Annotated in this window: 10 protein-coding genes; all 10 read right to left on the reverse strand. The window is 62.7% G+C overall.

The window, feature by feature from the left end; all coding sequences use genetic code 11:
- Position 1 precedes the first annotated feature (1 nt).
- Positions 2-2,206, reverse strand: coding sequence for an EAL domain-containing protein (locus O3299_RS18635; RefSeq protein ID WP_099666283.1), 2,205 nt, complete (start codon positions 2,204-2,206; stop codon positions 2-4).
- Between the two features lie 5 nt (positions 2,207-2,211).
- A complete protein-coding gene (locus O3299_RS18640) occupies positions 2,212-4,365 on the reverse strand; it encodes an HDOD domain-containing protein (protein ID WP_305054190.1) in 2,154 nt (717 codons plus the stop codon).
- A gap of 202 nt (positions 4,366-4,567) precedes the next feature.
- Positions 4,568-5,848, reverse strand: coding sequence for a multidrug effflux MFS transporter (locus tag O3299_RS18645; RefSeq protein ID WP_218965298.1), 1,281 nt, complete (start codon positions 5,846-5,848; stop codon positions 4,568-4,570).
- A 180-nt stretch (positions 5,849-6,028) separates the two neighbouring features.
- On the reverse strand, positions 6,029-7,198 hold the full coding sequence (locus O3299_RS18650; protein WP_099666280.1) for a class I SAM-dependent RNA methyltransferase: 1,170 nt from the start codon (positions 7,196-7,198) through the stop codon (positions 6,029-6,031).
- A gap of 119 nt (positions 7,199-7,317) precedes the next feature.
- Positions 7,318-7,932: a 2-hydroxychromene-2-carboxylate isomerase gene (locus O3299_RS18655; RefSeq protein ID WP_251351286.1), complete on the reverse strand. Its 615-nt coding sequence runs from the start codon at positions 7,930-7,932 to the stop codon at positions 7,318-7,320.
- A gap of 10 nt (positions 7,933-7,942) precedes the next feature.
- Positions 7,943-8,380: a CopD family protein gene (locus O3299_RS18660; protein ID WP_099666278.1), complete on the reverse strand. Its 438-nt coding sequence runs from the start codon at positions 8,378-8,380 to the stop codon at positions 7,943-7,945.
- Positions 8,381-8,450: 70 nt separating this feature from the next.
- Positions 8,451-9,722, reverse strand: a complete 1,272-nt coding sequence (locus O3299_RS18665; protein WP_305054191.1) for a glutamate-5-semialdehyde dehydrogenase — start codon at positions 9,720-9,722, stop codon at positions 8,451-8,453.
- Between the two features lie 23 nt (positions 9,723-9,745).
- Positions 9,746-10,762, reverse strand: coding sequence for a DNA polymerase III subunit delta (gene holA / locus O3299_RS18670; protein ID WP_099666276.1), 1,017 nt, complete (start codon positions 10,760-10,762; stop codon positions 9,746-9,748).
- A gap of 10 nt (positions 10,763-10,772) precedes the next feature.
- Positions 10,773-11,372: an LPS assembly lipoprotein LptE gene (gene lptE / locus O3299_RS18675; RefSeq protein ID WP_099666275.1), complete on the reverse strand. Its 600-nt coding sequence runs from the start codon at positions 11,370-11,372 to the stop codon at positions 10,773-10,775.
- A 2-nt stretch (positions 11,373-11,374) separates the two neighbouring features.
- A complete protein-coding gene (leuS, locus tag O3299_RS18680; protein WP_099666274.1) occupies positions 11,375-14,014 on the reverse strand; it encodes a leucine--tRNA ligase in 2,640 nt (879 codons plus the stop codon).
- Positions 14,015-14,122 lie beyond the last annotated feature (108 nt).

Consider the following 14,122-nt stretch of genomic DNA (forward strand, 5'->3'; position numbering starts at 1 on the left):
GTCAAGCTTCGATGGCCAGCGTCTGCGATAGCGCGGGAGCGGCATCGGCGATCAGGCGGTTCTGCTCCTGCAGCACGCCGATGAAGCTGCCCAGCGAGATGGGCCGGTGATACAGATAGCCCTGCATCGTGGTGCAGCCCTTGTCCTGCAGATAGCGCGCCTGGCCTTCCGTTTCCACGCCCTCGGCGATCAGGTGCAGGCCCAGGCCGCGCGCGATCGAGATGATGGCCAGGATGACGGGATAGTGTCCATGCTCGTCGTGGATTTCCTTCACAAACGACTGGTCGATCTTGATGGTGTGGATGGGGAAGCGGTGCAGGTACGACAGCGAGGAATAACCGGTGCCGAAATCGTCGATGGCCACCGACACGCCCAGCTGGCACAGCTTGTTCAACTGCTCGATCGCATACTGCGGATTGCGGATGCAGATGTTTTCCGTGATCTCCACTTCGATCTTTTCCGGCGCGATGCCATAGCGCGTCAGCGCGCCGCGCATCTTCTCGAAAAAGTCGCCCCGGTCCAGGTATTGTGGCGACAGATTGAGCGACAGGCGCACGGCTTCGCCGCCGGCCGCGTTCCACTGCACCAGGTCACGGCACAGGGCGCCCAGCATCCAGTCCGAGATCGGCAGCATCAAGCCGTTTTCCTCGGCGAACGGCAAAAATTCGCCGGCCGTCAGCAAGCCCCGTTGCGGATGGTTCCAGCGCATCAGGCCTTCGGCGCCGACGATGCGGCCCGTCATCACGTCCACCTGCGGCTGGTAATACATCTCCAGCTGGTTCAGCTCCAGCGCCTTGCGCAGGCTTTGTTCGAGCGCGATCTTCTGGTGCGACACGTCGAGCATGGACTCGTGATAAAAACTGTGGCCGTTCTTGCCCAGCGCCTTGACCTGGTACATGGCGATGTCGGCATGGCGCAGCAGTTCGTCGATGGTCTCGCCGTCGCCCGGATAGATGGCGATGCCGATGGAAGCCGAAATATGCACCTGGTTGCCATCGAGGTCGAAGGGTTGGTGCAGGCATTCGAGGAACTTGTCGGCAATCAGGCGCGCATCCTGGCGGTCGCGCAGTTCCGGCAGCACGATGGTGAATTCATCGCCGCCCTGGCGCGCCAGGGTATCGCCGCGGCGCAGGCAATCCTTCAGGCGCAGCGCCACCTGCTGCAGCAGCTCGTCGCCCTTCACGTGGCCCAGGGTATCGTTGACCAGCTTGAAGCGATCGAGGTCGATGAACATCACGGCCAGCTCCGTCAGCTTGCGCCGCGCCTGGATCACGGCCAGCCCCAGGCGGTCCTTGAACAGCATGCGATTCGGCAGGTCCGTCAGGATGTCGTGATAGGCCTGGTAGGAAATGACTTCTTCGGCGCGCTTGCGGTCGGTGATGTCGCGCGCCACGCCGTAGGTGCCGAAGTATTCCTGCTTCCGGGCTTCGTGATCGTGGCTGTGCATGCCGATCGAATTGAGCGGAACCGTCATCAGGGTGTTGTTGAAGGTACGGTCACTGCCGCTGCCGCTATGGCACTTCAGGCGCAGTTCCACATTGCGCGACGCGCGCTCGTCGATGCGGCGCTCATTGAAGGCATAGCGCGCCCGCTCCTGGTCTTCATCGTGCACGAGGATCGAATAATGGCTGCCGATCAGCTCTTCGCGGCTAAAGCCCAGCAACTGGTGCACCCGATCGTTGATGAAGGTGATGCGGCCTTCGTGGTTCAGGGTGTAGATGATGTCGGGCGAGCTGTCGACCAGGTAGCGGTACATCTTTTCCGAATTTTCCAGCTGCAGCGCGATGCGCTCGTTTTCCAGCGCCAGCTTGCGCTTCTGCAGCGCATTCTCCACCGTCTTGAGTAGCTCTTCGCGGCTGTAGGGCTTGCGCAGATAATCGTAAGCGCCGCGTTTCAGGGCGCCGATGGCCGCCTCGATGCCGACGTCGCCGCTCATGACGATCACGTCGCCCTCGATGCCGCGCCGGTTGATGTGGTCCATGATTTCATGGCCGCTCATGTCGGGCAGGCGCAAGTCGAGCAGGATCAGGTCGAAGCGCAGTTTCGACAACTGCGCCAGCGCCTCGCTGCCGCAGGTGGCCGTGTACAGCTGGTAGCCGCGGTCCTTCAGCAATTCGTGAAGAGAGGCGAGCAAACGGGGCTCGTCGTCGACCAGCAGGATGCGCGGGCTGTTTTCCAGGTCAAACGGAATGGCGGAGGAGTTCATGGACGTTACGAAGACAAAGCGGTATTGCCGGGCGCGGGCAGCGCGGCTGCAGCACTCGCTGGCAAGGGAATGGGCAGCAGAATTTCAAACGAGGTGCCGGACTTGCTGCTGCGGCAGCCGATCACGCCATGCAGGCGGGTGACCAGGTCATGCACGATGGACAGGCCCAGGCCGTGATGCGCCCCTTCCTTGCTGCTGCGCACAGGGGAAAACAGATTGGCCAGCACTTCCGGCGCCAGGCCGGCGCCATTGTCGCTGACGCACAATTCCAGGTACAGGCGACGGTCGCGGTTGACGTGGCCACGGTTCGCCACTTCGATGCGCCCGCCATCGGGCAAGGCTTCGACGGCGTTTTTCAGCAGGTTGAGCAGGATTTGCTTGAGCATGTCGGCATCGGCCTCCACTTCGCATGGTGCATCCTGCATGCGCGTGACCACCTCGATCTTCGGCGGCAGGAAGTCGGTGGCGCGGAACAGCCGCAGCACATCGTCGACCACGCGCGCGCAATCGGTCACGCCGCTGGCCGCCACCGGCTGCAGGTCGGCCAGGCCGCTGATCAACTGGCCGACCCTGTCGATTTCCTCGTTCAGGATCGACATCTCGCCCGTGACCGGCTCCTGCTTCTCCAGCTTGTGATCGAGCACGCTCAGGTAGTTCTTGATGATGGACAGCGGGTTATTCACTTCATGCACGACGCGACGCGACGCGGCGCGGTATTCCTCGGCCACGTGATCGAGCTGGCGCCGTGCCAGGCCGCGCGCGCTGATGGCCGTTTCCAGCGCCGTGGCGGCCTGGTTGGCATAGGCGCGCAGGAAACCCTCGCGCTTCTGGCACGCGGGAATCTGCCACGCCGCCACGCCGCCAATCAACACGCCCAGGCTGCGCTGGCCCGCCACTAGCGGCACGCAAACCAGGCTGTCGGTACCGAGAATGCGGAACAACTGCTCTTCGACGATGCCCAGCGCCGGCATGTCGCGCTTCAGGAACGCCAGTTGGCACTCCAGCGCCGAAGCGGCCAGGGGCCCGCCCTTGGCCAGCGGGATCGAGAAGCCGGCCAGACGCTGCTGATGTTCGCCCGCCTCCACGCCGACGAGCGCATGGCCGGTGGGGTTTTGCAGCAGGATGACGGCGGTGTCGAAATCGAACAGGATGCGCGCCGAGCGCGTGATGGCTTCCAGCAGGCTGCTTTCTCCCTGCTGGCGGGAGAAGGTCTGGCCCACTTCGGACACCAGCACCATATTGCGCACTTCATCGGACAGGCGCAGTTGCACCGGATCGACGGATGGCGGCGCATACGCGGGCGGCGTGACGATGTCGTCCGCGCCGGCCAGGTCGATGCCCAGGTGCTGCGCCGCCTGCGCCACCTGGCGCACGACGCTGCCGGCCAGGTCTTGCAGTACGTCGACATCCAGCGCGCACAGGCTTGCCGCCTGCGTGATCGATTCCGCATCGTCGGCATGGCAGCACAGCAGGTGCGCCAGGCGCACGATGCGAATCAGGGGATGGCTCGCTTCCAGGCGCGCCAGCGGTTCGTGGTGATACAGCACGCTGTCGGCCAGGAAGGAATCGAGATGCCAGCGCTCGATCAGCCAGGCGCCCGCTTCAGCATGCGTGATCTGCAAGGTGCGCTGCTCCACCGCGCACAGGGCGGCATCGTCGCGCGCCGTGAAATTGAACGCGTATTCCTTCGGCGCCGTGGCCAGCAAGGCCAGGCGGCCCACGTTGTGCAGCAAGCCGGCCAGATACGCTTCCTCGACATGCGGATAGGCCATGGCCTTGGCCAGCGCGCGCGCCATGACGGCGGCCGACAGCGAACTTTTCCAGAAGGCGCGCAAATCCGTGCTGCCGGAATGGGGAAAGCTGTTGAAGGTCTGGAAGACGGATTCGCTGATGACCAAGGTCTTGATCATGTCCGTGCCCAGCGACACGAGCGATTGCTCCAGGCTGACGACCTTGCCCTGGCGATGGTAGGCCGAGCTGTTGGCCACGCCGAGAATCTTGCTGGTCATGCCCGCATCCTTGGCGATCAGGGCGGCCAGCTCCGGCATGCCGGCATCGTCGGCCTGCAGGTGGGCGATCAGCTTGATGAGTATCTGCGGCATGGCCGGCAGGCGGGCAATCAGCAGGCGATTGCGAATATCTTGATCAGATTGATGCATCGTATCAGGCATTGCCGGTTCGAAAAGGATGAGCGCTTAGCAGCGAAGCGCGGCCACGTCAGAGAAATCCTCTACTCCTGTAACCCAAAAAATGTCGCCTGAGAGGATGCCTGGAAAAGAAGTCATCTTATCATAAGCGCCGAATATTACTTGCAATATAGAAAATTAAGTTGAAATAAATCTAGCGTTCTGCAGTGGAAACTTATGCCTTGAAGGAACCCAGCAAACGGTGACGAAAGCGCCGCGAGATCAGCCACAGCGCCAGCGCCAGGCCCGTAAACGCCAGTTGGCCCGACGCCAGCCACAGCACGGACCCGGACAGCAGCGGCGAGATCACGCCAGCCACCACGGCGCCCAGCAAGGTGCTGGCAAACGACTGGCACGAGGCCACCGTGCCGCGGATATGCGGGAACAGGTCGAGCGCCAGCAAGGTCGCTCCCGGCCCCACCAGCGACATACCGAAAGTGTAGAAGAACAGGGGCAGCACCGACCAGGGCAAGGAGGGCGGCAGGAACAGGTGATACACGACATTGACGCTGGCGGCGCACAGCAGGAAAGCAAAGCCGATGCCGATCTGGCGCGCGAACGTGACCTTGCCGGCGATGCGGTTGGCCGCCGCGGCGCCCATGAAGATGCCGCTCACGCAGGGAATGAACAGCCAGCCGAATTGCGATGGCCCCAGGCCCAGCTGCTTGGGCAGCATTTCCGGCGCGGCCGTGATGAACAGGAACAGGCCAGCGAAATTGAGGGCGACGATGCCAGCCTTGATGTGGAACAGGGGCGAGCGCAGGATCTGGCCATAGCTCGAGGCGAGAAAGCGCGGATTGAACGGCTGGCGCTTTTCCATCGGCAGGGTTTCGGGCAGGCGCCAGTAGCAGAACGCCAGCAGCACCAGCGTGTAAAAGGCGAGGAACAGGAAGATCGAGCGCCAGTCGAACCAGATGACGATCCAGCCACCGAGAATCGGCGCCACCGCCGGGGCGATGGAAAAGATCATCGTCACCAGCGACAGCAGCCGCGCCGCTGCCGCATCGGCATACAGGTCGCGGATGATGGCGCGGCTGATCACCACGCCGGCGCCGGCCGAGACGCCCTGCATGATGCGGAAGAACCACAGGTAGTGCACCGTGTGCGCCGAAGCGCAGCCGAGCGAACCGATGGCAAACATCAGCAGCGAAACGAGAATGACGTTGCGCCTGCCAAAAGTATCCGAGATCGCACCATGCCACAGCACCATGCCGGCAAAAGCCAGCATGTAGAACGTCAGCGACTGCTGCACTTCCAGCGGCGACGCTTGCAGCGAACCCTGGATCGCGCCAAACGCAGGCAGATACGTATCGATCGACAGGGGCCCCAGCATCGACAGCCCGGCCAGCATCATCGCCAGCGCACCGCGGCTCAGCGGCGCCATATGGCTCGGCGTGGGAGGAGGAACGGGGGTAACCGGGTCGGGCGGCACATCGGCCGGAGGGGTGGGAAACATGGCGGATCCAAAGTGGCGCGCGGACCGGTTACGGTCCGCGCGCGTGATACTGCATTTTTTAGCGCGTAAAACACCTGAGAAAACCGTAGCGAGCGGCCGCCAATTGTGGCCGAGAAGCGCAACCGTACAAAAGTACGGTGAGCATCGCAAGCCGCAAGTGGCAACGCGCAGTAGGTTTAATCAGATGTTTTTCGGTTTGGCTTCTTCTCTACGGTTGTAGCCGGCGACCATATCAAAGCGGAACAGACGGCATTCCAGCGCGCCGTTGAAGAATGGCGTCTTGCGTGCTTCCTTCAAACGCAGCAGCTTGGGCAGGCCCAGGTCGGCCGTGAACAGGAACACGGTCCAGCCGGCGAAACGCTGCTTCAGGGTCGTGCCCATGGCCGAATAGAAGGACGTCGACAGTTCGTCTTCCGGGATGGTGCTGTCGCCGCGCACACCGATACGCTCGCCGTACGGCGGGTTGGTCAGCATGATGCCCGGCACGTCGCTTGGCGGTTTGACTTCCTGCGCCTCGATCTGTTTCAAGGGCACGTCGAAGCGCACACCTGCGCAACGCAGGTTGTGGCGCGTCATGGCGACCATGTCGCCCGAGATGTCGCTGCCGAAAATGGTCGGTTCGGCGGGCAGCGGATTGACCTTGATGGCGTTTTTCATGGCATTCCACGGCGCGGGATCGAAGTCGTGGAAGTTTTCAAACGCGAACTGGCGCGAGGCGCCCGGCGGAATCCCCTGCAGCATCTGCGCCGCTTCGGCCAGGATGGTGCCGGAACCGCACATCGGGTCGAACAGCACCATGCCAGGCTTCCAGCCCGACACGCGCAGCAGGCCGGCGGCCAGGTTTTCGCGCAGCGGCGCGTCGCCCGTCTCTTCGCGCCAGCCGCGCTTGAACAGGGCTTCGCCCGAGGTATCGAGGTACACGGTAAACGTATGCGCGTCGAGGAAGCCGACGATGCGCATGTCCGGCGTCTTGGTGTTGACCGACGGACGCTCGTTGAACTGGTCGCGGAAGCGGTCGCAGATCGCATCCTTGATTTTCAGGGTCGTGAACTCCAGGCTGCGCAGCGGCGATTTGACGGCCGTGACGTCGACGCGGATCGTGTGGTGCACGCCGAACCAGTCTTCCCAGGATTGCGCCAGGGTCAGGTCATAAATATCGTTTTCCGTCTTGTAGCCGGAATGGGCCATGCGCATCAGCACGCGCGAAGCGATGCGCGAATGCAGGTTGATGCGGTAGGAGTCCAGCAGGTCGCCCGAGCAATGTACGCCGCCCGGCACCTGATTGTGGACCTTCATGGTCGAACTATCGTGGGCAATCTCGCCCAGTTCCTCGGCCAGCGCCGCTTCCATGCCGCGCGGGCATGGGCAAAAATATGAAGCCATGGTTGGTGTACCCTTATTCCATTGTGTTGAACGCCCGCTAAATTACAGGCGCTGCTTACTACGTTTAAAAAACTGCTTTTGCTTGACTACCCTGCCAGCGCCCGTTCGACAAAATCGAGGCGGTCCTGGCCCCAGTACCCTTCGCCATCGACGATGTACCACGGCGAGCCGAACACGGAAGCGGCGGTCGCTGCCTCCGTGTTGGCGTCGTATTCGGCCTGCACGCTGGCCGTTTCCGACGTTTTCAGCAACTGGCGGCCATCGAAACCGGCGTCGAGCGCGATCTGCACCAGGGTTTCCTCGTCGCCGATGTTGCGCTCTTCCGCCCACAAGCCGCGCATGATGGCGTGCGCCAGGTTCAGCGATGCCTCCACGCCGTGCGCCAGGCGCGTGGCGATGATCAGCTTGGCCGACGCTTCTGGCGACACGGGAAAAAACTTGGGCTGCAAGGTCAGGGGAACTTGCAAAAAGGCCGACCAGCGTGCCAGTTCGGCCAGGCGATACGCCTGGCGCTGCGGTGCGCGCTTGGCCAGCGGCAGGCCGCCCGAGACGCTGAAAACCTTGCCCAGGTCGAAGGGTCGCACGTCGATCTGTGCGCCCGTCTTCGCGGCGATGGCCATCAGGCGTGCGTGCCCCAGGTAAGTCCATGGAGAGTGGGGCGCGAAGAAATACTGCACGACTTTGCTCTGACTTGCACTCATCTCGACTCCCTTAGAAAGGCTTGACCACGACCAGCACGACGACGGCCAGCAGCATCACCACCGGCACTTCATTAAACCAGCGGAACCAGGTGTGGCTGCGCTTGTTGAGACCTTTTTCAAACTTGCGCAGGATGGCGCCGCAGGCATGGTGATAACCGAGCAGCAGCACCACGAACGTCAGCTTGGCGTGCATCCAGCCCGGCATCTTCATGCGGCCTTCGCCCCCGCCGTACAGCATCCACATCAACGCCAACCCCAGCACCATGGCCGGCAGCGCCAGCAGGGACATGAAGCGGTACAGCTTGCGCGCCATCAGCAGCAGGCGCTCGGTAGCCACCGTTTCCGTCTCCATCGCCAGGTTCACGAAGATGCGCGGCAAATAAAACAGGCCGGCAAACCAGGACATGACGAAGATGATGTGGAAGGCTTTGGTCCAGAGAAAGAGCATGGGGTTCCCAGTGTCAGAAGTGGAGAGAAACGAGAGCACGGGCCGCCTTGTGGGCCGCCCGCGAAAGAGACTATTTGCGTACTTCGCCGTGGCCAAAGACCACGTACTTGAGCGAGGTCAGGCCTTCCAGTCCCACCGGGCCGCGTGCATGCAGCTTGTCGTTCGAGATGCCGATCTCGGCGCCCAGGCCATATTCGAAGCCGTCGGCAAAACGCGTCGACGCGTTCACCATCACCGAGGCGGAATCGACTTCGCGCAGGAAGCGCAGCGCATCGCTGTAGTCTTCCGTGATGATCGATTCCGTGTGCTTCGATGAATACTGGTTGATGTGGTCCATCGCTTCGTCGATGCCGTCGACGACCTTCACCGACAGGATCGCCGCCAGGTATTCGGTGCGCCAGTCTTCCTCGGTGGCGGGCACCAGGTGCGGATAGGCAGCGGCGGTCAGGATCGCATGGCTTTCCGGATCGGCGCGCAGTTCCACCTGCTTGGTCAGGTACAGTTCGGCCAGCTGCGGCAGCACGGTCGCGGCGACGGCGCGCGACACCAGCAGCGTTTCCATGGTGTTGCAGGTGCCGTAGCGGTGGCACTTCGCGTTGAAGCCGATATCGATCGCCTTCCTGATATCGGCCTTGGCGTCGATATAGACGTGACAAATGCCATCGAGGTGCTTGATCATCGGCACGGTGGCCTCGTCCATCAGGCGCGCAATCAGGCCCTTGCCGCCGCGCGGCACGATGACGTCCACGTACTGCGGCATGGTGATCAAGGCGCCGACGGCAGCGCGGTCGGTGGTGTCGATGACTTGCACGGCATCGGCCGGCAAGCCGGCTCCCTGCAAGCCCTCGGCCACCAGCTTGGCCAGCGCGCGGTTGCAGTGAATCGCTTCCGAGCCGCCGCGCAAGATCGTCGCGTTGCCGCTCTTGATGCACAGGCCGGCGGCATCCACCGTCACGTTCGGACGCGCTTCATAGATGATGCCGATGACGCCCAGCGGCACGCGCATCTGGCCCACCTGGATGCCCGTCGGGCGGAACTTCATGTTCGAGATTTCGCCGATCGGATCGGCCAGCGACACGATCTGCGTCAAGCCTTCGACCATGGTGGCAATGGCAGCGTCGGACAGGGTCAGGCGGTCGAGCATGGCCGGCGCCAGGCCGGCGGCGGCGGCCGCATCGAGGTCGCGCTGGTTCGCCGCGCGCAGCAGGTCGGCATCGCGCACGATGGCGGCGGCAATCAGGCTCAAGGCGCGGTTACGCGTGGCGCTGTCGGCACGCGCCATGGCGCGCGAGGCGGCGCGCGCGCGCGTGCCCACGTCCTGCATATATTCTGTGATGTCCATGCTCGTATCCATATAGTAAAAAACTAGCCTCGGGCGATCTTCAGGCCCAACTGCAGCATGGCATCCCAGGCATCGCCCGCGTAGCCCTTGGCGCGCAAGCCCTTGATCATCTTGTCCACCTGCGCCGCCTGCTGCAGCGCCGCTTCCAGCACGGGTAGCGAAATGCGCCGCAGGGCCGGTTCCATCATCCGCTCGCGCGGCCCCCAGATGCGGTATTCCTTCAGCAGCGCGCCCAATGGACGCCCTTGCGCCATGCCCGCCTTCAATTTTAACAGCGTGCGGATTTCTTCGGAGACGGCCCACAAGACCAGCGGCAGCGCCTCGCCCTCGCCTTTCAAGCCCTCGAGCATGCGCACCAGGCGCGCCGGGTCGCCGGCCAGCATGGCTTCGGACAGCTTGAAGACATCATAGCGGGCCACGTTCAACACCGCGTCCTGCACTTGTTCATACGTCAGCTTGCCCACGGCATGCAGCAAGCCCAGTTTCTGGATTTCCTGGTGCGCCGCCAGCAAGTTACCTTCCACCCGTTCGGCGATGAAGTCGATGCTGGCCCGTTCGGCGCTTTGTCCCTGCGCGGCCAGGCGCTGGCCTATCCACGCCGGCAACTGCGCCCGTTCCACATTCGGAATGTCGATATACACGGCCGCCTGCTGCAGGCTGGCGACCCAGGCCGCCTTCTGCGTGGCCCAATCCAGCTTGGGCAAGGTAATCAGGGTCAGGTTGTCGGGACTGAGGTTTTTCGCGTAGCTTTGCAGCGCCGCGCCGCCATCCTTGCCCGGCTTGCCGGTGGGGATGCGCAACTCGATCATTTTCTTGTCACCGAACAGCGACAGCTCCTGGTTCGCCGCCAGCAGTTCACCCCACTTGAAGCTGCGCTCCACCGTCAGCACGTCGCGCTCGGAGTATCCCTGCGCACGCGCCGCGCGGCGGATCTTGTCGGCCGCTTCCAGCGCCAGCAGGTGTTCGTCGCTGGTGATCACATACAGCTGCGCCAGCGGCTTGGCCACATGCCCATCGAGCGCGTCTATCCGCAATTGCATGGCGTCCCCGTTACTGCTGCGGGGCTGCCGGCGCAACCGGCGTCACGGGCGCCACTGGCGCCACCGACATGGCCGGCAGCACCGGCTTGATGGCGGCCAGGCGGCGCATGATCTGCTGCACCAGGTCATTGCGCATGTCGCGGTACAGCGCCGCTTCTTCCGTTTCCTTGGCCAGTACCTGCGAGTCGTCGAAGGTGATCGGACGCACCAGGCTGATGGTCGTCGGCGCCAGCAACTGGTTGCCGGCCTTGTCCACCACGCGGAAATTGATCGAGTAGCCGAGTTGATACTCTTGTACCCGGCCATTTTTGTTCAGCGACAAAATGGTCTTGGTCTGATTCCTCTCTGGGTCGCTGAGCACTTCAAGGACGGCGTCGGCGCCATCCCTGGTGTTGACCACTTCCGTGCTGCCAATGGCGCGGATATAGCGCTTCAGGCCGATCGCCAGCGGCGACGTGTCGGGCAAGCCGATGTACATCGTCGCGAACGGCAGCATGAAACTGCCGTTCGAACCGCGCAAATGGAAGCCGCAGGCCGACAGCAAAACAGTCAGGCCCAAGGCCAGCACGGCGCGGCGGCCCAACAGCGATACGGAAGAGGAAGTCGTCATGATTACACCACGATGCTGATTAACTTGCCTGGCACGACGATGATCTTCTTCGGCGTGGTCTCGACGTACTTCTGCACACTTTCGCACGCCAGCGCAGCCGCTTCGATGCTGGCCTTGTCCGCATCCTTGGACACGGTGATCGAGCCGCGCAGCTTGCCGTTCACCTGGATCATCATCTCGATCTCGGACTGCTCCAATGCAGCCGGGTCGACTTGCGGCCAGGCGACGTTGAGCAGGTCGCCGTGCACGCCCGCGTAGCCCAGTTCCTGCCACAGCACGTGGGTGATGTGCGGCGCGACGGGGTTGAGCAGGCGCAGGAAGATGGAGAAGCCTTCGGCGATCAGCGCCTTCGACTGCGCGCTATCGTCCAGCTTGGCCGATTCCAGCGTGTTGAGCATCTTCATGCAGGCCGATACCACGGTGTTGTACTGGATGCGCTTCAAGTCGTAATCGGCTTGCTGCAGCAGCTTGTGCAATTCGCGGCGCAGGTTTTTCTGCGCGTCGCCCGTGGCCGGTGCGGCGCCGCCGGCCAGCGCGGCTTGAATCGTCGCCGACTGGGCGTAGCCGAAGTTCCACACGCGGCGCAGGAAGCGGTTCGCGCCTTCGACGCCGCTGCCCGACCATTCCAGCGTCTGTTCCGGCGGCGAAGCGAACATGGTGAACAGGCGGGCCGTGTCGGCGCCGTACTGCTCGATCTGCGCTTGCGGGTCGATGCCGTTGTTCTTCGACTTCGACATTTTTTCCGTGCCGCCGATTTCTACCGGCTGGCCGTCGGCCACCAGGACGGCGCTTTGCGGACGGCCCTTGTCATCGAGCGACAGGCGCACGTCGTCCGGGTTGAACCAGGTGGTCTTGCCCACCGCGTCCTTGCGATAATATGTTTCGTTGAGCACCATGCCTTGCGTCAGCAGGTTGACGAATGGCTCGTCGAACTTGACCAGGCCGAAGTCGCGCATGATCTTGGTCCAGAAGCGCGCGTACAGCAAGTGCATGACGGCGTGTTCGATGCCGCCGATGTACTGGTCCATCGGCATCCAGTAATCGTTGCGCGCGTCGACCATCGCGTCGTTCGAGCCTGGCGAGGTATAGCGCATGTAATACCACGACGAATCGACGAAGGTATCCATGGTGTCCGTCTCGCGGCGCGCCGGCTTGCCGCACTGCGGGCAGTCGCACTGCAGGAAGGCTTCGTATTTGTTCAGCGGATTGCCCGTGCCGTCCGGCACGCAGTCTTCCGGCAGCACCACCGGCAAGTCTTTTTCCGGCACCGGCACCACGCCGCAATCGGCGCAATGGATCATCGGGATCGGCGTACCCCAGTAGCGCTGACGCGAAATGCCCCAGTCGCGCAGGCGGAACGTGGTTTTCTTTTCACCCAGGCCCAGTTCGGCCAGGTCGGCGGCCACCGCATCGACGGCGGACGCGAAATGCAGGCCGTCGTATTTGCCGGAAGCGACGCAGACGCCGTCCTTGCTGCCATACGATTCCTGCCAGGCGTCCGTCGAGAATTCCTGGCCCTTGACTTCGATGACTTGCTTGATCGGCAGGTCGTATTTCTTGGCAAAGCCGAAATCGCGTTCGTCGTGCGCCGGCACACCCATCACGGCGCCATCGCCGTAGGTGATCAGCACGTAGTTGCCGACCCAGACTTCCACTTGCGCGCCCGTCAGCGGATGGGTGACGAACAGGCCGGTCGGCATGCCCTTCTTCTCCATCGTTGCCATGTCCGCTTCGATCACGGAACCGAGCTTGCATTCGGCGTTGAAGGCGGCCAGCGCAGGATTGCTTTGCGCAGCGTGGATGGCCAGCGGGTGCTCGGCGGCCACGGCGCAGAAGGTCACGCCCATGACGGTGTCCGGACGGGTGGTAAACACATACAGCTTGCCGTCGCCGATCAGGGCGCCATTCGCGTCCTTGATGTCATGCGGGAAGGCGAAGCGCACGCCCGTCGACTTGCCGATCCAGTTGGTCTGCATGGTGCGCACGCGCTCGGGCCAGCCCGGCAGCTTGTCATCCACATATGCCAGCAACTCTTCCGCGTAATCGGTGATGCGCGCGTAGTACATGGGGATTTCGCGCTTTTCGATCAGCGCGCCCGAACGCCAGCCGCGGCCATCGACGACTTGTTCGTTGGCCAGCACGGTCTGGTCGATCGGGTCCCAGTTCACGGTACCGGTTTTCTTGTAGATGATGCCTTTTTCCAGCATCTTCAGGAACATCCACTGGTTCCATTTGTAGTATTCAGGCTTGCAGGCGGTCATTTCGCGCGACCAGTCGATGGCCAGGCCCATCGATTCCATCTGCTGCTTCATATGGGCGATGTTCGAATACGTCCATTGCGCGGGCGGCACGTTGTTGGCCATGGCCGCGTTTTCCGCCGGCATGCCGAACGCATCCCAGCCCATCGGCATCAGCACGTTGTAGCCATTCATGCGCAGGTAGCGGTACATCACGTCATTGATCGTATAGTTGCGCACGTGACCCATGTGCAGCTTGCCCGAAGGGTAAGGCAGCATCGAACAGGCAAAATACTTGCCTTTTGGGAAACGCGGGTCGTGTTCGACGGCTTTATAGGCGTCGATCGCCTTCCAGTGCGATTGGGCGGCTTGTTCGACGTCGGCGGGACTATATTTATCTTGCATGATGTGCGGCCAATAGTGGATATGAACCGAGCATTATACTGGTTGTCGCCGCCCGATAGCGCGGCGCGCCGGCGGCCCGGTCTCGCATATTTCGGCCGGCGTACAATT

Source organism: Janthinobacterium sp. SUN176 (assembly GCF_030587335.1).
Taxonomy (GTDB): domain Bacteria; phylum Pseudomonadota; class Gammaproteobacteria; order Burkholderiales; family Burkholderiaceae_D; genus Janthinobacterium; species Janthinobacterium kumbetense.